This window comes from Streptomyces sp. TS71-3 (assembly GCF_018327685.1).
Lineage (GTDB): Bacteria > Actinomycetota > Actinomycetes > Streptomycetales > Streptomycetaceae > Streptomyces.
Genome location: NZ_BNEL01000003.1, coordinates 2,670,400 through 2,693,924, shown reverse-complemented (window position 1 = coordinate 2,693,924; position 23,525 = coordinate 2,670,400). Strand labels below are relative to the sequence as shown.

The window sequence follows — 23,525 nt, the reverse complement described above, 5'->3', positions numbered from 1 at the left end:
TGTGCCCCGGCCCGCACCACCGTGAAGTCCGTGCACCCGGCCCGCGCCCCGCTGGCGTCCGTACACCCCGGCCCCCCATAGAGCACGTATGCGCCGCCTCGCACCACCGTGGAGTTCGGACAGCCTGCACGGTCCATTCCCGGTGGGTTCACGCCACGGGGCAGGGGCGGTTTCTAGCCTCTCCGCCGGTTCGCACCGCTTTGGTGCGGTGCGGTGCACGAGAGGCGGACCCTGATGGGCACATCCAAGACGTCGCCGGATCCGGACAGATCGGCGGGTCCGAGCGAGCTGACGCGCCGGGGGTTCGTGGCGGCTGCCGGCGCGGCGGTCGCGGTGGCCGGAGTCGGCGCGGGGCAGGCGCAGGCGGCGAGCGACGGCGGCCCCGGCGCGCAGCCGGCGCACCCGGGTGGTCACGGAGCCGGGCACCAGGCGCCCCGGGGCCAGTGGCTGGCGGGCGACACGCACGTCCACGACGACCACTCCTCGGACGGCAGCGGGCCCCGGCAGACGTCGAAGCAGACGCTGCCGGGCAACCTCCCCGTCGGCGACCAGATCGCCCAGGGCGAGCGGACGGGTCTGGCCTTCATGCCGCTCACCGACCACCGCACGTACGACCAGCACTGGGACCCCCAGTGGAAGTCCTCGAAGCTGCTGCTCGTCCCGGGCGAGGAGGCGGGTGGCTCGCCCCACGCCGTCGTCCTCGGCAACGTCGACGTCATCGTCGACGGCGGCAACCCGCAGGGCTCCGCCGCCTACCGGCACGTCCAGCAGTCCGTCTGGGACGTGCACGCCCAGGACGCGGTCTGGTCGCAGGCCCACCCGGACGACGGCGAGTACACGCAGGCCGACGGCGTCAACGACAACGCCAGCGTCCAGGGCATGGACCTGGTCGAGGTGCTGAACGTGGCGGGCAACCCGGACGCACAGCTCGAGTACGCCGAGAACCGCTGGAACGCAGGCTTCCGTTTCGGGGTGGCCGCGGCCAGCGACTGCCACTTCCGCGAGCTCTGGGACATCGCGGGTCCGGGCGAGCCCACCACGCACGTCTTCGCCGCGGAACGCTCCGTGCGCAGCATCCTCGACGGGTTCCGGGCCGGCCGCACCTCGGTCGCGCAGAACATCCAGGGACCGTTCGTCACCATCGAGGCGGACGTGGACGGCGACGGGGTGTTCGAGGCGGTCGGCGGCGACGAGGTCGTGCTGCCCGCGCACGGACCGTCGAAGAAGGCCGCGCTGCGCGTCACGGTGGTGGGCGGCACCGGCACGACCGTCGAGGTGTACAAGGCGCCCGGCAGGTCGGCGGGGCCCGTCGCCACCTTCAGCCCGGCGAAGCAGACCGAGACGTACGAGCTGCCGCTCGCGCCGAGCGGCGCGGACCACACCTGGTACCGGGCCGAGGTACGCTCCCCCGGCGCCGCCTCCGGCCAGGACGCGGACCCGACCCTGCCCACCCAGCTGCGCGGCACCACCGCACCGGTCTTCCTCTCCGCCGGCGGGCCCGCCGCCCCCGAGCCCGGGATCGCCCTGCCGGCCGCCGACACCCGTCCCGACGCGGCGCGGCTCGTGGCCGGCGACGAGGGGCTGTTCACGGGCTTCCCGGACGTCGCCGTGGCCGACGGCGTCACGCATGTCGTCGCGGAGCTCCACGAGGACGGCGCGACGAAGGCCGTCTACCGGCGGGTCGACGGCAAGGGCCGGCTCACCCGCACCCTCACCCTGTCCGGCGACTCCGGCACCGCCCGCTTCCCCCGCGTCGCGGCCTCCGGCCGGAACGTCTGGGTGGTCTGGCAGGACGAGCTGGGCCACGAGCAGCCGCACCGCCCGGTGATCCGGCTGCGGCAGAGCACCGACGGCGGCGAGTCATTCCGGGACGCCCGGCAACTCGGCGGCGGCGAGGGCCGGTCGGTCCACCCGGCGCTGGCGCTCGTCGACGACAAGCACCCGCTCGTGGCGTGGTCGGACAACAGCTCCGGCGCGTTCGACGTGTACGCGCAGATCGTCGGCCTCGACACGGACGCGGTGAACATCTCCGCGGCGGGCAAGACGATCAGCGCCGGCACCCCGGACGACGCCCGGTCACCGCGCTACCCCGCCTCCCTCTTCCCGTCGATCGCGATCGGCGACCGCGGGCACGCCGTGATCACCTGGCAGGACGACCGCTTCGACCCGGACCCGCTGTGGACGGGCCACACCCCGCCCGCGGGCCAGCCGGCGAGCGGCGGCACGGACCCGGACAACTGGCAGGTCATGGCGGCGGTGCGCACCGCGCCGAGCCGCGACTGGAGCGCCCCGGTACAGGTCAGCCAGGTCACCGACCGGGCCGACCGGCACCCTGACGTGGCCGTCGACGCCGCGGGCGGCTACGTCGCCGTCTGGGAGAGCGGCGCGCTGCAGAGCTCGGGGGCCAACCTCCAGCTGCGCGCGAGCCGCTCCACCGACGGCGGTGCGACCTGGACGCCGTTCGAGCAGGTCGCCCTGGCCCCCGAGGCGATGAGCCAGCGGGCCAGGCTGAGCCGCGACCCCGGCGGTCCGCTGCGGGCGGTCTGGTACGACTCCCGCTCGGCCGACTGGCGGTGGAAGGTGTACACCGCGACGTTCGAGGCCGCGTCGGGCTGGTCCCCGGCGAAGCAGGTGACGACCCGGGGCAACAACACCTGGCCCGCGCTGGACCGCGGGACCCTGGTCTTCACCAGCGACCGCGGCGCACGGCGCGTCCAGCGCGACCGCACGCACCAGGTGCACCTGCTCGACCTGCGCTGACCGCCCCGGGAGCCGCGCGGAACCCCCGCGCGGCGCCCGGGTGGTGCGCGCGGCGGGCGTCACGGCGGGACGTGGACGTCACCGCGGGAAGTGAGGGAACACCCGTGAGCCGCGGGGCGGACGGGGCACCGGGGTTCACGGCGTCTCCCCTGCCGGGCGTTGCGCGGCGCCGCTCCGGACGATGCCGGTCAACGTCCCGGAGAGGGCGGTGGCCAGTGCTGTGACGCCGATGGCGACGCAGACGGCGAACGCCCCGAACCCGGCCGCGGCCGCGGTGGCGGCGGCCGCGCCGAACGGTCCGAGGGCCTTGTGGATGGTCCAGAACGAGGACGTGACGCGGCCCAGCAGATGGCCGGGGGTCACCTCCTGGCGGAGTGACATCGAGCAGATGCCCGCGATGCCCGTGCACGCCAGATGGACCGTCAGCAGCACGGCGATCACCGGCACGCTCCGGGACAGCCCCATCGCGGCGACGGCGATCCCGGCGATCGAGAACGCGCTGACCCAGACCGCCCCGAAGCCGAGGCGCCTGCGGACCCGGGCGACCACGGCCGAGGCGACGAACGTGCCGACGGTGCCGGCCGTGAGCACGTAGCCGACCGACGTGTCCGGCCGGCCGAGGTCGTGCTTGAGAAGGTAGATCACGAGGTCCGTCAGCCCGTAGGTGACGAAGGTCAGCACCGACAGCAGCACGGTTCAGCGGACGGAGCACGGGGTGCGCCCACAGGAACCGGGCGCCGGCCAGGAACTCCCGGCGTACCGCGCCGCGTCCGGCCTCGGCTGCCGGCGGCCGTGACGAGCCGCCGAACCTGACGAAGCCGACGCCGAGCGCGGAGACGGCGAAGGTGGCGGCGTCGATGCCGATGGCGGTGGCCGGCCCCGCGGCGGAGGCGACGAGGCCCGCGAGCGCGGGTCCGGCGACACTGGCGACGGCGTAGCTGGCGTAGAGGTGGCCGTTGGCCCTGGTGATCTGGCCCGGCTGGACGAGCGCCGGAACCACGGTGACATAGGTGACCTCGAAGAGCATGGAGAAGACACCGGCGACCGGCACCGCGGCGTAGATCAGCCAGGTCGGCGCCGAGAACATCCAGACCACCGGAATGAGCGCGTAGAGCAGGCAGCGCACACCGTCGGCGGCCATGAGGAGCCGCTTGCGGTCGAGGCGGTCCGCGACCACTCCGGCGAAGAGCCCGGTGACGATGGAGGCGACACCGGTGAGGCCCGTGACGAAGCCCATCTGGACGACCGAGCCCGTGCTGTGCAGCACCAGCAGCGGTACCGCCACGAGCGAGAAGGAGTCCCCGAGGGCGGACAGCGTCTGGACGGCCAGGAAGATCCGGTAGTTCGGGTCGCCCCACAGAGAGGGAGGAGAGCCGCCGTGCACGCCCGCCGGCTGCGTCCCGCTCCCGAACTGCTCCCCTGCCGACACGCCCGCCCTCCCCGCCCCGGCCGAAGCCGCGCCACACCGCCCCGCCCGGCGCCTGCCGCCCCGCACCTCTCGCGCCCGCGCCGCTCGCCACGTCAAGCAGTACACGGCACCCGGCCGCCGGTCGACCCCGCGCGTGATTCCCCGCGCCTGATCAGGAGCCCCGTGCCGCATCGACGCGACTCCGCAGGGCCCTGGCGATTCCCTCCGCCTCCGCCAGTTGCTCCGGGGTGAGGGCGTCCACGAACAGCCGGCGGACGTCACGCAGGTGGGGCAGGGACGCGCGGCGGAACGCCGCGGCGCCCTCGTCGGTCATGACGACCTCGGCACCGCGGCTGTCGGCGGCGCACTCCTCGCGCAGGATCAGTCCGCGGCGCTCCATCCGCCCCAGATGGTGGGAGAGGCGGCTGCGCTCCCAGCCGATGACCTCGGCCAGCCGGGAGGAGCGCAGCCGGTGGCCGTCCGTGTCGTGCAGGGCGAGGAGCACGGCGTAGTCCCCCGGTGACATCGCGGACTCGCTCTGCATGCGCGAGGTCAGCTCGGCGCGGAGCGCCTCCGCCGTCTCGATGAACAGCCGCCAGACCCGCAGTTCCTCCGCCGTGGGCATCACCCTCCGGCGCTCTCCGTCGTCCGCCATCGCCCCTCACAGTTGACGATTCAACTTCCTACTGCATAATGGTCTCATCTGATTGACACGTCAACCAAATCGGTTCGACCCGGCACCTCCCGAAGGGCCCGCGGGGCGGCCCGCCTGCGCGGGAACCGGTCGAGGAGGAGGCCTTCCATGTCTGACCTGGTCTTCGGACTGGATACGTTCGGCGACGTGCCGGAGGACGACTCCGGCGCGCCTCTCGGCTACGGGGCGGCGATCCGCCAGGTCCTCGACGAGGCCGTGCTCGCGGACGAGACCGGTATTGACGCCATCGCCCTGGGCGAGCACCATCGGCCCGAGTACGCGATCTCGTCCCCGGAGACGGTGCTCGCCGGCATCGCCACGCGCACCTCCCGCATCCGCCTGTCGTCCGGTGTGACCGTGCTGAGCTCGGACGATCCGGTCCGCGTGTTCCAGCGCTTCGCGACCGTGGACGCGCTGTCGAACGGCCGGGCCGAGGTCATCCTCGGGCGCGGCTCGTTCACCGAGTCGTTCCCCCTCTTCGGCTACGACCTGGCCGATTACGAGGTGCTGTTCGAGGAGAAGATCGCCCTCTTCGCCGAGCTGCTGAAGGAGAAGCCCGTCACCTGGAGCGGAACGGTACGGGCGGCGCTTCAGGACGCCGACGTCTTCCCCAAGACCGACTCCGGGCACCTGACCACGTGGGTCGGCGTGGGCGGCTCGCCGCAGTCGGTCGTGCGCACCGCCCGCTACGGCTTCCCGCTGATGCTCGCCATCATCGGCGGCTCCCCCGAGCGCTTCGCCCCCTACATCGACCTCTACCGCCGCGCCGCCGAGCAGTTCGGCACCGAGGCCCACCCCGTGGGGGTGCACTCGCCGGGCTTCGTGGCCGACACGGACGAGGAGGCCCGGGAGCTGTTCTGGCCGCGCTACCGCGTGCTGCGCGACCGCATCGGCGCGCTGCGGGGCTGGCCGCCGATCCGCCGCCAGGAGTTCGACGCCGAGATCGAGCACGGCTCCATGTACATCGGCTCGCCCGAGACGGTGGCCCGGAAGATCGCCCGCACCGTCGACGCGCTCGGAGTCGGCCGCTTCGACCTCATCTACACCTCGGGTTCGCTGCCCGCCAGTGCCCGCCTGCGGGCCGTCGAGCTCATCGGCACCAAGGTGCTGCCCATGGTCCGCGACATCCTCGCGGGGTGACGCCGTGACCGCGGAGACCACGCCCAAGAACACCGTGAACGAGGACACCATGCACGAGAACACCGTGCACGGGGACACCGTGCAGGAGGACACCACCCAAGAGGACACCACGACCGAGGACACCACGCAGGAGGACACCGCACACGACGCGGCCCTGCACACCGTAGGCATCCTCGGCGCCGGCAAGGTGGGCACCGTGCTCGCCCGGCTCGCCCTCGCGGGCGGGCACCGGGTGCTCATCGCCGGCTCCGGGGACCCCGCGGGCATCGCGCTCACCGTCGAGGTCCTCGCCCCCGGCGCCGTCCCGGTCACCGCGGCCGAGGCAGCCGCCGGGGCGGACATCGTGGTCCTCGCCCTCCCGCTCGGCAAGTACCGGAGCATCCCCGCCGGCGCGCTGCGCGGCCGGCTCGTCCTCGACGCCATGAACTACTGGTGGGAGGTCGACGGCAGGCGCGACGACCTCACCGACCCGCGCACCTCGTCCAGCGAGACCGTCCGGGCGTTCCTGCCCGGGGCGCGCGTGGTCAAGGCGTTCAACCACATGGGGTACCACGACCTGGAGGACGGGGCACGCCCTGCCGGGACGCCCGGCCGCAAGGCCATCGCCATCGCCGGTGACGACCCCGCCGACCTCGCCGCTGCGGGGCGCCTCGTCGACTCGTTCGGCTTCGACCCCGTCGTCGCCGGCCCGCTCGCCGAGGGAGTGCGCTTCGAACCGGCCACCGAGCCGTTCGGCGCCAACGTGGAAGCGGACGAGCTGCGCGCCATGCTCGGCCGCTTCCCGGACTCGGAGCGCGGGCGGCTGGTGGCCCGCGCCCGCGCCGGCGCCCCCGAGGCGGACGGAGCGAACCGCCCCGTTGCCCCGGCCCCGTTGGCACCCCGCACCTAACGGTGTCGAAATCAGAGGAAAAGGCACGTAACCAACGGCTCCGGCGGGGCCCTTCGCGGGCACCCGCGCATGTCCCGGAGAGCGGCCGGGTGCCTGTGGGGCGCTTGGGGACATATGGCACCCTGTGGTACGTGAAAAGACGGTTCCGGTTCGGGAACGCAGCGATCTCGTTGTCCGTCGTCGCCGTGGTGTCCGTAGTGGTGGCACTCTCCCTCGTCTGGACGGCCGGCGGCCGGCACGACGTGGGCAGCGCCGCCGACGTGGGGCCGTTCCCGAAGGACTTCGTCGACATCCGCGACGTGCCGCGCTCGGCGCCGCCGGCCGCCGGGCCCGACGCCTCCACCGGAACGTTCACCGAGGACTGCGGCCGCAACGAGGACCTGCACCGCAACTCCGACAACCTGGTGCAGTCCCCGGGCCTACACAACGGCGCCCACCACACCCACGACTACGTGGGAAACCTCTCGACCACCGCGTTCTCGACCGACGCGCAGCTGGCCGCCGCGCGGACCACCTGCCACGACGGTGACAGGTCCACGTACTACTGGCCCGTGCTGCGCCGCCAGGACCGCCCCACCTCCCCCATGGCAGGGGGCGGCGGGCACCACGGCAACATCGGGGAGATCCTGCTCCCGTCGTCGGTCACGGTGGAGTACCTCGGCAACCGGGCCAGTGACGTGGTGGCCATGCCCCGGTTCCTGCGGTTCATCACCGGGGACCCGGCCGCCGCCACCGCGGGGACGGCCCTCGCCCACGCGCAGTGGGGGTGCGCGGGGTTCCCGGACCGGGTCACCACGCAGTACCCCAGGTGCCCGGACGGCCGGGTCGTGCGCACCCTCGACTTCCCCAGCTGCTGGAACGGCCTCGACACCGACAGCGAGGACCACCGCGGCCACATCGCCTTCCCCCGCGCCGACGGCGCCTGCCCCCCGGGCACGTTCCCGGTGCCCCAGCTGCGGCTGGTGATCGCCTACCGCGTGCCCGAGGGCGCGCCGATCGCCCTCGACGCGTTCCCGGAGCAGAAGCACGCTCCGATCACCGACCACGCCGCGTTCGTCAACGTCATGACCGGCAAGCAGATGGCCGAGGTCGTGGCGTGCCTGAACGACGGCCGCCATTGCAAAGTGACGTGAGTCACATGAACGATCCCCTGTGCTGCCCCGTGTTGTGGTCAGAGCAACGGGAGTACGGAGTGGGTGGATGGCGATACGTCGGTCCCGCGCCCAGCAGAGCGCGAGTCACGAGACGCTCATCCGTGCGTTGTACGCGGAGCACGGCAAGGCCCTGCTCGCGTACACGACACGGTTGACCGGTGACCGTCCTGCGGCCGAGGACGTAGTACAGGAAACGCTGATCAGAGCATGGCGGCACCCGGAGGTCATCTCCAATCCGCGCGGATCGGTGCGCGGCTGGCTGATGACCGTGGCCCGCAACATCGTCACGGACCGGTACCGGGCCAAGGCGGCGCGCCCCACCGAGGTCGCGGAGTCCGAGTCCACGCCACCGGTGCAGCGCGACCACGCGGACTCGGTGGTGGAGTCCATGGTCCTCATGGACGCCCTCGACAAGCTCTCGCCCGAGCACCGCGACGTGCTCGTGGAGATCTACTACCTGGGCCGCACGGTCCCGGAGACCGCGGGGCGGCTCGGCATACCGGAGGGTACGGTCAAATCCCGGGCGCACTACGCGCTCAAGGCGCTGCGCAAGGTCTACACGAGCAAGTCCGGCGGCGCTGCCCGGCTCAAGGAGGTGGCGGCATGAGCACGCAGAACCAGCACGGTGAACTGCTCGGCGCATACGTCCTCGGCATCCTCGATCCCGAAGAACGGCGGGAGGTCGAGGAGCACACGGCCGTGTGCGACGCATGCCGAACGGAGCTGGAAGAGTTGCAGGAGACGGAGACGGTGCTCGGTTCCCTACCGCCCGAGGCGTTCCTCGAGGGTCCGGTCGAGGACGGGGACATGCTGCTTCAGCGCACGCTGCGGCAGGCGCGTGCCGAGTCATCGGCATCACAGCGACGACGCTCAATTGCCACGGGCCTGGCGGCCGCCGCGTCGGCCGTGGTGGTCTTCTTCGGCGGATACCTCGTCGCCGGCTCAGGCTCGTCCTCCGACCCGCAGGCCGGTGGGCCGCCGCCCGCGACCTCGTCCCCGCTGCCGTCCCCGGCGCCGACCGGCATCAAGGTGGGCTCGGCGACGGATGCCGCCACCAGCGCCGGCATGACGGTCCGCGTCACCCCGGCCGCCGGCTGGGTGCGGGTGAACGCCGCGGTCACCGGCGTCCCGGTGGGCGAGCACTGCAAGCTGGTGGTCGTCTCCAGCGACGGCGAGCGCCAGACGGCGGGCAACTGGGTGGTCTCCGAGGGGCCCGGCGGCAAGGGCAAGGGCGTCGACCTGGACGGCTCGGCCTCGGTCTCCCCCGACAAGGTGAAGTCCGTCGTCGTCGAGAACACCGCCGGGAAGCGGTTCGTCTCGGTCGATCTCTGACACCGCGGCGTCGGGACGCGGGGCCGGGTCGCGCAACACGGGGCCCGGTACGAGCGGAAGGCGCACGGCACGCGTGGCGCGCCCGGAGCACTCCGGGCGCGCAGGAGCCGTGCGGTGCGGCGGCGTGCCGGGCTCCGGGACGCCGCGTCCCGGGCGCGAGGCCGGGCCCGGTCACCGCGGGGGGCGGTCGATGTCCTGGCGGAGCTGGGCGGCGTAGGCGCGAATCTCGGGCAGGGCGTCGTAGAGCGCCTGTCCGGGGCAGTCGGTGCTGTCCCCGTCGCGGTGCCCCGATATGACGTTCAGGTCCACCGTGGCCCCCTTGGCGTACCGCCCGCCGTTGCTGCTGGCGACCAGCCGGACGGTGCCCAAGGGGCTCACGTTCTCGGGCAGCTTCCAGGCGGCGATCGCGGCGATGGCCTCGATCATCGGCCTGGGGACCGGCTGCCCGGCGCCGAACGTGCCGATGGCGGCGATGCCGACGCTGTGGGCGTTGAACCCCCTGGTGTGCGCGCCGCGCACCGGCTGGGTGGCACCTCCCGCACGCCCCTCGTAGATGGTGCCGCAGTGGTCGACGGCGAAGTTGTAGCCGATGTCGTCCCAGCCCTCGTCGTCGATGTGGTGGACCTCTATGGACCGCAGGATGGCGGGCACGTCGCGCACGCAGTCGTAGCCGTTGGGCTGGTTGGTGTGGTGGACGAAGACGATCTCGACCGGCCCGGTGTAGACGGGTGGCGTGCGGGCGTGCGTGTCGTCCGCGTGCCACGCCTGCCGTGACACGTAGGCCGGGGCGGGCAGCGCATGGGGCACCGGCGCGGGTATGTGGAAGGGCCGCGGTCGCGGGCGGGGGGCGTCGCAGGCAGCCAGCAAGCACAGGGACAGCACCAGGACGCCGTGCCGGCTCTTGCGTGGCAACATGTCCCCACCGTGCCCCGGCCCGTCACGGTCCGCATCCGGACGGCCCCGCTCGGGTGCTCCTTTCCCCACCACGGGTGCCTCTTCCCATCCCGCGGACGTGCTCCGGCCCGGATCATCACGGCAAGCGGACACATCCGTTCCGAACCGTGCGCAATCCGGTGTGAACGCTGACCGGGCACGGGGCCGTCCCAGTAGACGAGGGACGCTCAGGAACGGGCGGCCCTGGACTCCTGGGAACGTGATGACCAAGACAACCCAGCACACCCTGTTCTTCGGTGTGTCGGCCCTGACACTGCTCATGGTGTCGGTATGCGGCAGCGGTGCGGGCGCCCCGACGGCGAACGCGGGGCCCCGCCCCGTGATCAGCGCCTCGGGCGGCTCGCACGCCGCCTCCCCCACGGCCTCCTCCGCCACCGGCCGCTCCGGACGCCCTGCGCCGGCGACCCCCACCTCGGCGCGGGCATCGGATCCGTGCACCCCCTCGGGGCCCGCGCCCCGGACCCGCGCGACGGACCCGAAGAACCTCCTGACCGCGCGGGACCCGCGCTCTCTGTGCCGCCCGGCCGGGCCGGCGACACCGGGGTGAAGGGCCGCGGGTCCGTGCCGGGAATCCAGCACTCCGCTGGCACGTTGAAGGAGCGGCTGCAACGGGAGACGTCCGGACGAGGCATCCTTCCGGGAAGGCCGGGCACGGTCGCAGAGGCGGGGCCCGCGGGGCCCGGCTTCCGGCGTGCCCGGTTGCGGTCGCGGAGTAGTGCAACGGACCAGGAGGACTCGTTCATGACCATTCAGCCCGTAGACGTCCTGTACACCGCCGTCGCCACGGCGGAGAACGGCCGCGACGGCCGGGTCGCCAGCGACGACGGCAAGCTCGACGTCATCGTCAACCCGCCCAGGGAGATGGGCGGCAGCGGTGCGGGCACCAACCCCGAACAGCTCTTCGCGGCCGGCTACAGCGCCTGCTTCCAGAGCGCCCTGGGAGCCGTCGCACGTGCCGACAAGACGGATATATCCGGCTCCAGGGTGACCGCCAAGGTCGGCCTCGGCAAGCTCCCCTCCGGAGGCTACGGCCTCACCGTGGAACTCTCCGTCTCCCTGCCGAACGTGCCGGAGGCCACGGCCAAGGAGCTGGTGGAGAAGGCGCACGAGGTGTGCCCCTACTCCAACGCCACGCGCGGCAACATAGAGGTGCGCCTCTCGATCGCCTGACGCGCCGCGGCCAGAACGGGCCAGGGCCGGACCCCACAGGGGCCGCCCTGGCCCGTTGCGTTTTCCAGCCCCCGGACCGGCGAGGGTCGCCACCCATCCGGCTCCGGCAGCGGCGGGGTCGACACGCTCGCGGACCGGCATGAACCAGCCACCTGCCATCTTCCCTTCAAATCAAGTAAGTGTCGACACTTTGCGACGAGAGCGAGAGCTGACACTCCCCTGGCCAGCCGCTTCATCCCATCCGGAACACGACTGAACAGATCGCACCGAGCGGCTACCGTCCACGCCGAACCACACCATCGGCGCCACTAATCCACCCCGATCAGGTGTTATGCCCCCATCACGGGAGGCCGGGCAGCCGACCCCTCGGACGAGATCCGGGAAACAAGCCGCAGAAGCGGAGCCTCGCAAAAACATTGCGGACGATCGCGTGTAACCCCCTGGACACAAGCACATGCTGCTGCTTGAATCCGAGTGTCGACACTTCCTCCCGATGGGGGTGATCGGCTCCCCTCTCCGAGGAGGTATCCGTGCATCTTCCGCGACAGAAACTGGTCGTAGAAAACCTCCGGCTCGGGCACTGGTCGCGTCGGCCCCACTCCTTCTCGCTCGCCTGCGACGGGCTGAGCTTCGACGTCGCCGAGAACGAGTTCGTGGCCATCGTCGGGCCGAGCGGCTGCGGCAAGACCACGTTCCTCACGGCGCTCGCAGGGCTCACCCCGGTGGCCTCGGGCCGTCTGGAGCTGAACGGCGACCAGATCCAGGGACCCGCGCCGGACCGCTCGCTCGTGTTCCAGCAGGCCTCGCTGTTCCCCTGGCGCAACGTCCAGGCCAACGTCGAGTTCGGCCTCAAGGCCCAGAAGCGCCTCGACGACCGCGGCAGATCCCGTGTCGCGGAGCTCGTCGAACTGGTCGGGCTCGCCGGCAAGGAGGACAAGTACCCGCGCGAGCTGTCCGGCGGCATGAGCCAGCGGGTCAACCTGGCCCGCGCGCTGGCCACCGACCCCGATCTCCTGCTCCTGGACGAGCCGTTCTCCGCACTGGACGCCCAGACGCGCGAGCTGATGCAGGACGAGCTCACCCGCATCTGGCAGGCGGACGGAGCCGGCGCCGGCAAGACCGCCGTGTTCGTGACCCACGACGTCCCCGAGGCGGTCTTCCTCGCCGACCGGGTCGTCGTCTTCTCCAGCGGCCCGGCCCACCTCGTCGAGGTCGTCGACGTCGACCTGCCGCGGCCCCGCCGCTCCAAGGTCAAGCGGACACCCGAGTTCCAGGCCATCCACGACTACATCCTCGGTCTGGTGATGAACCAGACCCAACCAGGCCGAAGGGCGAGTGACCATGACAGCGACACAACTGTCGTCGGATAGCCTCCGCGCCCAGGACCCGCCGGCGGTGAGCCGCTGGCACGCCCTGGGAGACCGCCATCTGAACCTGATCCTCGGCGTCGTCGGCCTGGTGGTGGTCCTCGCCGCCTGGCAGATCTGCGCGGCCACCGGCATCGTCGACCCGAACTTCAGCAGCTCGCCCTCGGGCGCGTTCACCGCACTGATCAGGTCCATCGGCTCCGGAAGCGTCTGGGGCCCGCTGGGCTCGACCCTGTCCATCGTGGCCTGGGGCATGCTCATCTCGGTCGTCGTGGGCATCCCCGCCGGCCTGCTCATTGGGCGCAACAGAGTGCTCTTCGGCCTGACGGACCCGCTGATCAGCATCCTGTACTCGGTGCCCTACGTGGTCTTCCTGCCGATGCTCATCTTCTGGTTCGGCATCGAGATGAACGCCCGCATCGTCATCGTGGTGTGGAGCGCGCTGTTTCCGCTGCTCATCAATGTGATCGCGGGCGCCCGCAACCTGGAGGACAGCCATACGCAGGTGGCGAGGGTGTTCTGCGCCTCGCGGCTGACGACCCTGCGTTCCGTCGCCTTCCCGGCGACCCTCCCCTACATACTCGCCGGCATACGGCAGGCCGTGGGCCGCGCCCTGATCGGTGCGATCGTCGCCGAGCTGTTCATGGGCTCCGCCGGACTCGGCTACCAGGTCCAGCTCCAGACGTCGAACTTCGAGATGGACGACGCCATGGCCTCGATCGCGGTGATCGCCGTGGTCGCCATCGTGCTCACCCGCGGTGTCGGCTACCTGGAGCGCCGCTTCACGTTCTGGTCCGGCACGGACTGAGGGGAGCGAGCCGTCCCATGCGCATCGCCACACCGCTGACCGCGTCCCTGGGAGCCCTGCTCTGCCTGAGCGTCGCGGGCTGCGCCGTGACACCGACCGCCTCCGTCCGCTCGTCGAGCATGAAGATGACGGTGGGGTACACGGCGATCGGGGCCGCCTACTCGGACCTCTACATCTGCCAGGACAAGGGTGTCTTCAAGAAGAACGGCCTCGACGTCAAGATCACCCTGCTCAACAGCTCCTCGCAGCTCGTCGCCGCCCTGGTGAGCAACGGCGTCCAGGTCGGCGTGGGCGCCACGACGTCCACGGCGGCCGGGGCCATGAACCTCAAGGGCGTCGACCTGCGGTACATCGCCCTGCCCATCAACCGCTACTACCTGGAGATGTGGGGCCGGAAGTCGGTCAGGCCCGGCGACGGCATCAAGGGCCGCAAGATCGGGCTGAGCTCGCCGGGCTCCCTCGGGGACGCGGCGATCGACGCCCTCGTCAAGCACAACGGCTGGCGGCAGGACGACGTCCAGAAGGTCTTCCTCAAGAGCACCCCGGCCGAGGTCTCGGCGCTGGAGAACGGCGCGGTCGACGCCATCGTCACGCAGCCGCCCACCGGCACCAAGACCCGCGAGAAGGGCTTCAAGAAGGTCATGGACTTCACCGGGCTCCCCGCCGCGGCCAACGCCTACACGGTCAAGACCGACTACATGGCGGCCAACAGGAAGGCCGTGACCGCGTTCGTGAAGTCGGAGACCGAGTGCCTGGCCATGCTGCACAACGACAGGGCCGCCGCCGTGAAGAGCATCATGAAGCACAGCGGGGTGAGCAGCCGGGCCCTCGCCGAGTACTCCTACGACTTCTTCAACCCGCTCTGGGCCAGGACACCACGGGTGGACCCCCGCCTCGTCCACGACGCGTTCGCCGCGACCGTGGCCAAGGGGGTCGGCGAGATGCCGAAGGACACCTCCTCGTTCATCGACAACTCCTACGTGGACGCCGAGCAGCGGTCCGGCCTCATCCGGTCCCTCTACCCATGAGCCCACCGCGCTCTATCCATGAGCCCACCGCGCTCCGGCCGTCCGCCGGCCACCACCGCGTCCCGGCCGCCCGCCGGGGCGCGGTCACGACCAAGAACAAGGGAGGCGAGTGACGTGACGTCACTGGAGGACATCAACGACCTGCGCGGCTGGCTGGCCCTCGCGGACAAGCTCGGCGAGGTCAGAACCCTCTCGGGCGCCCACTGGGACAAGGAGATCGGTGCCGCGTCCGAGGTGAACTACAAGCGCCCCTCGCCACCGGCCCTGCTCTTCGACGACATCGTGGACTACCGCCCCGGCCAGCGCGTCCTCACGGCCTCCATGGCGGCCTCCCGCCGCCTCGGCATGACCCTGCGGCTCGGCACGGACCTCGACGACCGGGCCCTCGTGGAGGCGCTGCGCACCAAGCCGGGAGAGTGGGTGGCGAACGCGCCCGACTATCCCGTGCGCGAGGTGCCCACCGGGCCGGTCCGCGAGAACGTGCTGCGGGACGGCGACGTCGACCTGCTGGACTTCCCCGTGCCGCAGTGGCACGAGGCGGACGGCGGCCGCTACATCGGCACCGGCTGCGCGGTGTTCACCACCGACCCCGAGACCGGCGTCGTCAACGCGGGCGCCTACCGCATGCAGGTGCAGAACGAGGGCCGGGCCGCGAGCATCAACATCGAGGCGGGCAAGCACGGCGCCGCGCACGTGCGGGAGTGGTTCGCGCGTGAGGGGCGGGCGCCCGTCACCGCCTCCCTGGGACACGATCCGCTGCTGCTCGTCGTGGCCGGCACCGAGGTGCCGGGCGGCGTCAGCGAGCTGGAGTACGCGGGCGCCGTGCTCGGCCGGCCGGTGGACGTGATCCGCGGCGAGGTCACCGGGCTGCCGATCCCGGCCACCTCGGAGCTCGCCGTGGAGGGCTGGCTCCGTCCCGAGCGGCGGGAGCAGGAGGGCCCGTTCGGCGAGTGGACGGGCTACTACAGCGGCGGCATCGAGCCCGTCCTCACCCTCGACGTGGAGCGCGTCTACCACCGCAACGATCCGATCCTGCTCGGCGCCCCGCCCGGAAAGCCGCCGCACGACTACTCGTACATGCGCAGCGTGATGAAGTCGGCCATGATCCAGGACGCGCTGGTCAGGACCGGCCTGCCGGGAGTGGCGGGAGTGTGGGCCCACGAGGCGGGCGGCGGGCGCCAGCTGCTCGCCGTGGCCATCCGGCAGCAGTACGCGGGACACGCGCGGCAGGCCGGATACCTCGCCTCCCAGCTGCCGGCCGCCGCGTACATGAACAAGTTCGTGGTCGTCGTGGACGAGGACGTGGACCCGCGCAGCCTCAACGACGTGGTGTGGGCGATGTGCACGCGCACCGACCCGGCCGACGACATCGAGACGATGCGCCGCACCTGGGGCAGCCGGGTGGACCCGCTGAAGGAGCGGGACATGCCGCCGTTCAACACCCGTGCCGTGATCGACGCCTGCCGGCCGTGGACCCGCCTCGGCCAGTTCCCGGCGGTCGCGGAGGCGAGCAGGGAGCTGCTCGACAGGGTCACCCGGCGCTGGCCCGACGTGCTGGGCGGCGCATGGTGACGGATCGCACCACTGCGTCCGGACCGGACGGGCGCCACCCACCGCCACCCGCCGGCCGCCCGCTGATCGGCGAGAGCACCGGCAGGCTGGAACTCACCCGGACCTTCGGCCGGGGCCTGACCGTCCCCAGCATCGCCGACGAGATAGCGCTCGCGGTGGCCACCGAGATCATCGAGGGCCGCCTGTCCCCGGGCGACGACCTCAACTCCGTGGAGCTCGCCCGGTCGTTCAACAGCAGCAGGACCCCCGTGCGCGAGGCGCTGCTCGTGCTGGAGCGAGAGGGCTTCGTCGAGATCACCGCGCGGCGCCGCCCGCGCGTGGCCCGGCTGCTGCTGCGGGAGGTCAGGGAGCTGTACAACCTGCGGGCCGAGCTCTACTCGCTGGTCAGCCGGGCCGTCGTACGGATGGCGACCGAGGCCGACCTGGAGACGCTCCGCGGCCATCAGCGCGCCCTGGAGGACGCCGCGGCACAGGACGACGTGGACCGCTACTTCTGGGTCAACGTGCAGTTCCGCAACACCGAGGCGGACGTCGCCCGCGACGCCACCCTGCGCCGCGTCCTCGACTCCCTCGGACTGCGGGCCCTGCAACTGCGCCACCTGAGCCTCGCCCAGCCCGGCCGGCTCGACGTGTCCGTACGCGACCACGCGCGCCTGCTCCAGGCCTACGAGGACCGGGACGCCGAACTCGCCTCCGCCCTCACCCAGTCACTGGTCCGGGCCGGGTACGCGGCGATCGAGCGCTCCGGATGGACGGGAGAGGAACTGTGACCTCCATGAACGACTCCGTCAGCACCGCACCACCCGACACCACGGCAAGCCAGAGCGAAGCAAGGAAGTCCATGGCCGTCCCCCTGCGTTTCAGGCTCAACCACGACGACGTGGAGATCCACGTCCAGGACCCCACCACCCCGCTGCTGGACGTCCTGCGCCACGACCTCGGCCTCACCGGCACCAAGTCGGGCTGCGCGATCGGCTACTGCGGGGCCTGCACGGTCATCGTCGACGGTGCCGCGGTGCCGTCCTGCCTGAAGATGGTGGGCCTGCTCGAAGGCTCCGACGTACGCACCATCGAGGACCTCGAAGGGCCCGGCGGCCTCGACCCGGTCCAGGACGGCTTCGTGGCGCGGGCCGGGCTCCAGTGCGGCTTCTGCACGCCCGGCCACGTCATGGCGCTGCGCGCGCTGCTCGACGACGATCCCGACCCCGGCGAGGAGGACATCAAGCGCACGGTAGACGGCAACTACTGCCGCTGCACCGGCTACGTGAAGATCCTCGATTCCGCGCGCGAGGCCGTGGCCCTCCAGAAGGCCGCGGGCAAGGAGGAACGCTGATGTCGACCGCCGAACTCCCCGCCACCGGACTCGACCTGGGCCGCGCGGTGCTACCCCCGGTGATCGGCAGTCCCGTCGAACGCCTCGACGCCGTCGAGAAGGTCACCGGGCGCGCGGTGTACGCCGGGGACAGCCGGCTGCCGCGCATGCTGTACGGCGCCGTGGTCCGCTCCCCGCACGCCGCCGCCCGCATCGTGTCGGTGGACACCTCACGCGCCGAGCGGCTGCCCGGTGTGCACGCCGTCATCACCGGTGGCGACACGGCCGCGGTCAAGTGGGGTGCCTTCCGGCCCGACCTGTACCCGCTCGCGATCGGACGCGTCCGCTACGTCGGCGACGAGGTCGCGGCGGTGGCCGCCCTGGACCTGGAGACGGCCCGGCGGGCCGCGGAGCTGATCGAGGTCGAGTACGAGGTGCTGCCCGCCGTCCTCAGCCTCGACGAGGCGCTCGCCGAGGGCGCACCGCTGGTCCACGACGACGCGCCCGGCAACGTCGCCCACGAGTTCGGCTTCGACCGCGGCGGTGCCGACGCCTGGTTCGACCGCAGCGACGTCGTGGTGGAGGGCACCTGGCAGAGCGCCCGCCAGTGGCACGGCTCGATCGAGACCATCGGCTGCACGGCCGAGTGGACCCGCGACCGGGTCAGCCTCTGGGTCAACACGCAGACGCCGTTCCTCGCACGGCAGCGGTACGCGACCGCCCTCGGGCTGCCGCTGCGGGCCGTGCGGGTGGTGCAGACCGAGATCGGCGGCGGCTTCGGCGGCAAGTCGGGCGACGACAACACGTCCGTCATCTGCGCCATCCTCGCCCGCAAGGCCGGCCGTCCGGTGCAGCTCGTCAACACCCGCGAGGAGGAGTTCCTCGCGAGCCGACCGCGCATCCCGATGCGCTACACGGTCCGCCTCGGCTTCACCGCGGACGGCCTGGTCACCGCGAAGGACATCGAGGTCATCGCCGACAACGGCGCCTACACCGGCAAGGCCCAGGCCGTGCTCGGCGCCGCGACCGTGCGCCACGACGCGCTGTTCAACTACCGGGCCGTGCGGGCCCGTTCACGGCTCGTCTACACCAATCTGGAGCCCACCGGCGCGTTCCGCGGCTTCGGCAACCCCTCCGCGGACTGGGCGGTCGGCCAGGCGTGGGACCTGGCGGCCGAGAAGCTCGGCATCGACGTGCCGGACCTGTTCCTGCTCAACGCCGTCGAGACGGGCAGCGTCTCGCCGCACAACCACAAGATCAGCAGCTGCGAGCTGAAGCAGTGCATCAGCAGGGCGGCCGGGGCCATCGGCTGGAAGGCCAAGCGCGCCGAACGCAAACCGGGCCGGGGCCTCGCGATGGGCGTCAGCGTCCACGTCTCGGGCCGCCGCAGCTTCGGCGACTACGACGGAAGTTCCGCAATCGTGCGGCTCGCCGAGGACGGCCGCGCCACCGTCATCGTCGGCGAGGGCGAGATCGGCACCGGCGCCCGCACCACCCTCGCCCAGATCGCGGCGGCCGAGCTGGGCCTGCCCGTCGCCGACGTCTCCGTGACGCGCCCGGACACGGACCTGACCACGCACGCGCTCGGGGCGCTGGCGAGCCGGGTCACGTACGTGGCGGGCAACGCCGTCAAGCAGGCCGCCGAGCAGGCCTGCACCGGGCTGCTGGAGGCCGCCTCACGCCAGCTCGACCGGCCGGCGGCGCAGCTCTGGGTCGAGGACGGCGTCGTGCACGGCCCGGCCGGATCGAACGGCGAGGGCCCGGTGAGCGCCCCGGTCGGCGCGGTCGTCCGCGCGGAGCTGTACCGGCCGGGCGGCGAGCCGATCGTGGGTGTCGGCTCGTTCGACAACCCCTCGGAGTTCCCCGACCAGAGCCGGTACGGCAACGAGTCCGGCGCCTACAACTTCGTCGCCGAGGCCGCGGAGGTCGAGGTGGACGAGGCGACCGGCGCCGTGCGGGTCCTGGAGCTCGCCGCGGTCGTCGACTGCGGCACCGTCCTCAACCCGCCGCTCGCCGAGGGCCAGGTGGAGGGCGCCATCGCGCAGGGCCTCGGGATGGCCGTCACCGAACGCTTCGACTGGCAGCAGGGTGCGCCGACCCGGCCGAACTTCTCCGACTACAAGCTGCCCACGGCGGGCGTCATGCCGAAGCTGCACATCGAGTTCGCCGACTCCTACGAGCCGACGGGCCCGTTCGGCGCGAAGGGAGTGGGCGAGATCGCCCTGGACCCGGTGCCGTCGATCATCGCCAGTGCGGTGGCCGACGCGGTGGGCGTCCGCGTCCACGAGCTGCCGATCACCGCGGAGAAGATCTACTGGGGCATGCGGGACGGCGAGCGGCCGGCTGCCGAACCCGGCCAGGACCCCCCGGAGGAACGCACCCCAGGCCCTCTCGACGCGGAAGGAGGGGACCTGACGTGACCACCCTCGACTCCGGACCGCTGCCCGCCGGGGCGCCCGCGGCCCCCACGGCCCTGCTGACGCCCCGCACCCTCGACGAGGCCCTGCGGCTGATCGCCGGCGGTGACGCGGCCGTGCTCGGCGGAGGCGTCGGCCACGCCCTGCGCCGCCACCACCGGCTGCCCGCGAAGGCCCCGGCGCTGGTGTCGGTGGCGGCGCTGCCCGAGCTCACCGGCATCGCCGAGCACTCCGACCACATCGCCGTGGGCGCGGGCGTCCGGCTCGCCGCCTGCGCCGCCGACGGGCTGCTGTCGCGCACCTGGCCCGTCCTGACCGAGGCGGCCGGCTCCGTGGCGACCGGCCGGATCCGGGAGATGGTCACGCTCGGCGGCAACATCGCCGCCCGCGACGACAGCCACGACCCGCCGGTGGCGCTCACCGCCATCGGCGCGAGTCTCGCCGTGAGGAGCGCACGGGGCGGCAGGACCCTCGCCGTCACGGAGCTGGACCGGCTGCGCGCCGACGAGCTGGTCGAGCACGTGCGGCTCCCCCTGCCCGCCGCCACAACGGGCTCCGCGTACGAGAAGTTCCTCGTGCGCGGCGTGTGGGAGTACGCCTGCGTCAACGTCGCCGCCGTCGTCAGCCTCGACGCGGACGGCACCGTGGACCGGCTCTCCCTCGCGGTCGGATCGGTGGCCGGCGGCCCCGTCGCCGTCGACCTCGGCGGGCTGGCGGGGGGCCGCGCCGACCGGGCCCTCGTCGAGGAGGCCGCCGCCCGCGCCGCTGCCTCCACCACGCCGTACGGCGACGTCAAGGGCTCCGCCGCGTACAAGACCCGCATGATCGCCGAGTTCTCCCGGCGCGCCCTGACCACCGCGATCCGCCGCGCCGAGGCCGCCGCCGGCCGCCCGGCGTCCACCCCGGAAGGACAACGATGACCGCCACAGCCGTCCACGGACAGGCGAGGACACGCGACGGCGTGCCCCTGTCGTACACCCTGCACCCGGCGGGGACCGGGGCGCCGCGCATCGCCCTGGTGCACAGCCTCGCCCTCGACCGGTCCCTGTGGTCCGCGGTCACGGACCTGCTCGCGGGCCGGGCCGAGATGGTGGCGTACGACTGCCGGGGCCACGGCCGCTCGGGACGGCCCGCGGGCCCGTACACGACGGCCCAGTTCGGCGACGACCTCGCCGACCTGCTGGACCACCTCGGCTGGCGGGACACCGTGGTCGCCGGCTGCTCCATGGGCGGCTGTGTCGCCCAGGCCTTCGCCGCCGCCCACCCCGAGCGCACCCGCGCCGCGCTCTTCGTCGACACCACCGCCTGGTACGGGCCCACGGCGCCGGAGGACTGGGCGGCACGGGCCGCCACCGCCCGTGCGAAGGGACTCGACTCGCTGATCCCGTTCCAGCTCACCCGCTGGTTCGGCGACGGATTCCGCGCCGCGCGGCCGGAGCTGATGGCGCACCTGACCGAGGTGTTCACGGCGAACGACCTCGCCTGCTACGAGGCCACGTGCGCCATGCTCGGCGCCGCCGACCTGCGCGAGGGGGCGGGCCGGATCCCGCACCCCGCGGCCGTCCTCGTCGGCGAGGACGACGGGGCGACCCCGCCGGAGATGGCCAGGGCGCTCGCCGGGCTCATCGGCGACGGCCCCGCGGTCGTGGTGCCCGGCACGCGGCACCTGACCGCCCTGGAGAACCCGGAGGTGGTGGTGGACGCGCTCCTCACACTGCTCGAGCGCCCGGCGGCAGGCGACAAGGTGGGAGAACGGGCATGAGCACGCAGGTGATCGACGTCCACGCCCACCACGTGGGCACCCACGCCATCGAGCGGATCAGGGACGAGGGGGCCGACCACCAGGTCCGCCTGGTCACCCGTGAGGTAGCCGGCAAGCCGGTCACGCGCGTCGAAGTGGCCGGCCGGCCCAGCGGGCTGCCGCTGCTGCCCCAGCTGAGCGACGTGGCCGCCCGGCTGGCCTGGATGGACGCGGCCGGTGTGGACGTCCAGCTCGTCGCCCCCTGGATGGACCTCGCCGGATACGAGCTGCCCCCGGACGACGGCCTCTGGCTCGCCCGGGTGCAGAACGACTCCGCGGCGGCCCTCGCCGCGCAGGACCGGTTCCTCCCCGCCGCTGCCGTGCCCCTGCAGCACCCCGGCTACGCGGTGGCCGAGCTGCGCCGCGCGGTCACCGAACTCGGCCACGTGGCCGTGCAGATCGGTGCCCGGGTGAACGACCTCGGCCTCGACGACCCGTCGTTGGACCCCTTCTGGGACGCCGCGGACGAGCTGGGCGTCCCGGTGATCGTGCACCCGGCCGAACTCGACGTGCCCGAACGCAGCCGGCGGCTGTTCCTGCACATCCTGGTCGGCAACCCGTCGGAGACGACGTTCGCCGCGGCCGCACTGCTGCTCGGCGGTGTGCTGGAGCGCCGGCCGGGGCTGCGGGTGCTGCTGGTGCACGGCGGCGGGTTCGTCCCGTACCAGATCGGGCGGTTGGAGCGCGGCTTCACGGCGGCGCCCGTGCAGTTCCGCGCCAAGGGCGGCCGGAGCCCGCGCGACCTGCTCGGGCAGCTCTTCTTCGACACCGTGCTGCACGACGACGACGCGCTGCGCCACCTGCTGGACTTCGCCGGCGCCGAGCGCGTGCTGCTGGGCAGCGACTACCCGTTCCCGATGCGTACGGACCGGCCCGTCGAGGCGCTCGACGCGGTGAAGCCCGACGGCGTGGAACGGGAGGCGGTGCTCGGGGCGGCGAGCCTGCTCGCGGGCGGCGTCAGTCCGTGAACTCGGGCCGGCCCGAGCGCTCCACGGCCGCGAGGCCCCGGCGCACGATGGACCGGGTGAGGGCGGAGGCCAGCTCCGCCTCCCGGTCCCGGTACGCCTGCATCAGCCGCCGGTGGTCGGCGACGGACGTCTCCATGCGCCCGGGCAGCGACAGGCTCAGATGCCGCAGCTGGAGGGTCCTGATGCCCACCGAGTCGAGGACGCCGCGCACGGTCTCGTTCGCCGCGAGCCGTGCCTCGGTGTTGCGGAACTCCGAGTTGAGCCAGAAGTACCGGTCCAGGTCGCGGTCCGCGGCGGCCTCCTGCTGGGCCGCCAGGACCGTGGCCAGCTCGTCGAGCTGCGCGTCCGTGCAGTGCTGGACGATGCGCCGGCTCACCAGGCCGTACAGCTCGCCGCGGAGTTCGTATATCTCGCGGATCTCGGCCATGCCGAGGTGCCGCACCCGGGGCCGCTTGCGGGCGACGATCTCGACCAGGCCCTCGCGTTCGAGCGTCGCCAGCGCCTCGCGCACGGGCGTGCGGCTGCTGTGGAACCGGCGGGCGAGCTCAACGGAGTTGAGGTCGTCGCCCGGCTTGAGCCGGCCCTCGATGATCCCGGCGCCGACCGAGACGAGGATCGCGTTGCCGACGCTGTCCAGCGCCTGCGACCGGCCGAGCACCCGCAGGATCTCCCGCTCGCCCGCCGTCAGCTCGGGAAGGACGGCCTCCGCCACCGGATCGTCGGGTCCGCCTGCCGCCATGCCCGTGCACCA

General features: G+C 72.7%; 21 protein-coding genes and 1 pseudogene. 17 read left to right on the top strand and 5 right to left on the bottom strand.

The genetic code is table 11. The features are described from left to right. Positions 1-234: 234 nt before the first annotated feature. Positions 235-2,760, top strand: coding sequence for a CehA/McbA family metallohydrolase (locus Sm713_RS35470; RefSeq protein ID WP_212914046.1), 2,526 nt, complete (start codon positions 235-237; stop codon positions 2,758-2,760). Positions 2,761-2,895: 135 nt separating this feature from the next. Here Sm713_RS35470 and Sm713_RS41040 read toward each other — a convergent pair whose 3' ends face one another. From Sm713_RS41040 to Sm713_RS35460, 3 genes and pseudogenes are all read right to left on the bottom strand, one after another. Then, positions 2,896-3,453 carry a hypothetical protein gene (locus Sm713_RS41040; RefSeq protein ID WP_249416901.1) on the bottom strand — a complete coding sequence of 186 codons (558 nt, stop codon included), beginning with the start codon at positions 3,451-3,453 and terminating at the stop codon, positions 2,896-2,898. A 73-nt stretch (positions 3,454-3,526) separates the two neighbouring features. Continuing rightward, positions 3,527-4,360: pseudogene (locus Sm713_RS41035) on the bottom strand (MFS transporter); the annotation flags it as partial. Beyond that, positions 4,341-4,823 (bottom strand): MarR family winged helix-turn-helix transcriptional regulator, encoded by a 483-nt coding sequence (locus Sm713_RS35460; protein ID WP_212914045.1) that lies wholly within the window; start codon positions 4,821-4,823, stop codon positions 4,341-4,343. The gene Sm713_RS35460 and the pseudogene Sm713_RS41035, both read right to left, overlap by 20 nt. 147 nt (positions 4,824-4,970) lie before the next feature. On the opposite strand from Sm713_RS35460, the gene Sm713_RS35455 reads away from it, so the two are divergent. The 5 genes from Sm713_RS35455 (at position 4,971) to Sm713_RS35435 (ending at position 9,377) form a co-directional block, all read left to right on the top strand. Continuing rightward, entirely contained in the window at positions 4,971-6,002 is a 1,032-nt protein-coding gene (locus tag Sm713_RS35455; RefSeq protein ID WP_212914044.1) for an LLM class flavin-dependent oxidoreductase, read from the top strand. A 4-nt stretch (positions 6,003-6,006) separates the two neighbouring features. Next, positions 6,007-6,891 (top strand): NADPH-dependent F420 reductase, encoded by an 885-nt coding sequence (locus Sm713_RS35450; protein WP_249416900.1) that lies wholly within the window; start codon positions 6,007-6,009, stop codon positions 6,889-6,891. Positions 6,892-7,022: 131 nt separating this feature from the next. Continuing rightward, entirely contained in the window at positions 7,023-8,024 is a 1,002-nt protein-coding gene (locus Sm713_RS35445; RefSeq protein ID WP_249416899.1) for a DUF1996 domain-containing protein, read from the top strand. Positions 8,025-8,091: 67 nt separating this feature from the next. After that, a complete protein-coding gene (locus tag Sm713_RS35440; RefSeq protein WP_212914043.1) occupies positions 8,092-8,652 on the top strand; it encodes a sigma-70 family RNA polymerase sigma factor in 561 nt (186 codons plus the stop codon). Further along, positions 8,649-9,377: a zf-HC2 domain-containing protein gene (locus Sm713_RS35435; RefSeq protein ID WP_212914042.1), complete on the top strand. Its 729-nt coding sequence runs from the start codon at positions 8,649-8,651 to the stop codon at positions 9,375-9,377. Before Sm713_RS35440 ends, Sm713_RS35435 begins: the two co-directional genes overlap by 4 nt. A gap of 171 nt (positions 9,378-9,548) precedes the next feature. On the opposite strand, the gene Sm713_RS35430 is transcribed toward Sm713_RS35435, so the two are convergent. Then, positions 9,549-10,292, bottom strand: a complete 744-nt coding sequence (locus Sm713_RS35430; RefSeq protein ID WP_212914041.1) for an N-acetylmuramoyl-L-alanine amidase — start codon at positions 10,290-10,292, stop codon at positions 9,549-9,551. A 780-nt stretch (positions 10,293-11,072) separates the two neighbouring features. Between Sm713_RS35430 and Sm713_RS35425 the strand changes: the two genes are divergently transcribed. The 11 genes from Sm713_RS35425 (at position 11,073) to Sm713_RS35375 (ending at position 22,774) form a co-directional block, all read left to right on the top strand. Beyond that, on the top strand, positions 11,073-11,501 hold the full coding sequence (locus Sm713_RS35425; RefSeq protein WP_212914040.1) for an organic hydroperoxide resistance protein: 429 nt from the start codon (positions 11,073-11,075) through the stop codon (positions 11,499-11,501). Between the two features lie 530 nt (positions 11,502-12,031). Beyond that, entirely contained in the window at positions 12,032-12,871 is an 840-nt protein-coding gene (locus Sm713_RS35420) for an ABC transporter ATP-binding protein (RefSeq protein WP_212914039.1), read from the top strand. Next, entirely contained in the window at positions 12,843-13,676 is an 834-nt protein-coding gene (locus tag Sm713_RS35415) for an ABC transporter permease (protein WP_212914038.1), read from the top strand. The genes Sm713_RS35420 and Sm713_RS35415 overlap by 29 nt, the downstream gene beginning before the upstream one ends. Before the next feature lie 17 nt (positions 13,677-13,693). Next, entirely contained in the window at positions 13,694-14,704 is a 1,011-nt protein-coding gene (locus Sm713_RS35410) for an ABC transporter substrate-binding protein (RefSeq protein ID WP_212914037.1), read from the top strand. A 114-nt stretch (positions 14,705-14,818) separates the two neighbouring features. Continuing rightward, positions 14,819-16,276, top strand: a complete 1,458-nt coding sequence (locus Sm713_RS35405; protein WP_212914036.1) for a UbiD family decarboxylase — start codon at positions 14,819-14,821, stop codon at positions 16,274-16,276. Then, entirely contained in the window at positions 16,270-17,046 is a 777-nt protein-coding gene (locus tag Sm713_RS35400; protein WP_212914035.1) for a GntR family transcriptional regulator, read from the top strand. Before Sm713_RS35405 ends, Sm713_RS35400 begins: the two co-directional genes overlap by 7 nt. A gap of 5 nt (positions 17,047-17,051) precedes the next feature. After that, entirely contained in the window at positions 17,052-17,609 is a 558-nt protein-coding gene (locus tag Sm713_RS35395) for a (2Fe-2S)-binding protein (protein ID WP_212914034.1), read from the top strand. Continuing rightward, positions 17,609-20,008 carry a xanthine dehydrogenase family protein molybdopterin-binding subunit gene (locus tag Sm713_RS35390; protein WP_212914033.1) on the top strand — a complete coding sequence of 800 codons (2,400 nt, stop codon included), beginning with the start codon at positions 17,609-17,611 and terminating at the stop codon, positions 20,006-20,008. Before Sm713_RS35395 ends, Sm713_RS35390 begins: the two co-directional genes overlap by 1 nt. Further along, the gene (locus Sm713_RS35385; RefSeq protein WP_212914032.1) at positions 20,005-20,925 is read left to right on the top strand and encodes a xanthine dehydrogenase family protein subunit M; all 921 of its coding nucleotides are present in this window, start codon (positions 20,005-20,007) and stop codon (positions 20,923-20,925) included. Before Sm713_RS35390 ends, Sm713_RS35385 begins: the two co-directional genes overlap by 4 nt. Further along, complete coding sequence (locus Sm713_RS35380) at positions 20,922-21,767, top strand: alpha/beta fold hydrolase (protein ID WP_212914031.1); 846 nt, start codon at positions 20,922-20,924, stop codon at positions 21,765-21,767. The genes Sm713_RS35385 and Sm713_RS35380 overlap by 4 nt, the downstream gene beginning before the upstream one ends. Continuing rightward, on the top strand, positions 21,764-22,774 hold the full coding sequence (locus Sm713_RS35375; protein WP_212914030.1) for an amidohydrolase family protein: 1,011 nt from the start codon (positions 21,764-21,766) through the stop codon (positions 22,772-22,774). Before Sm713_RS35380 ends, Sm713_RS35375 begins: the two co-directional genes overlap by 4 nt. On the opposite strand, the gene Sm713_RS35370 is transcribed toward Sm713_RS35375, so the two are convergent. Beyond that, positions 22,764-23,513, bottom strand: a complete 750-nt coding sequence (locus tag Sm713_RS35370) for a GntR family transcriptional regulator (protein WP_212914029.1) — start codon at positions 23,511-23,513, stop codon at positions 22,764-22,766. The genes Sm713_RS35375 and Sm713_RS35370 overlap by 11 nt on opposite strands. Between the last annotated feature and the right edge of the window lie 12 nt (positions 23,514-23,525).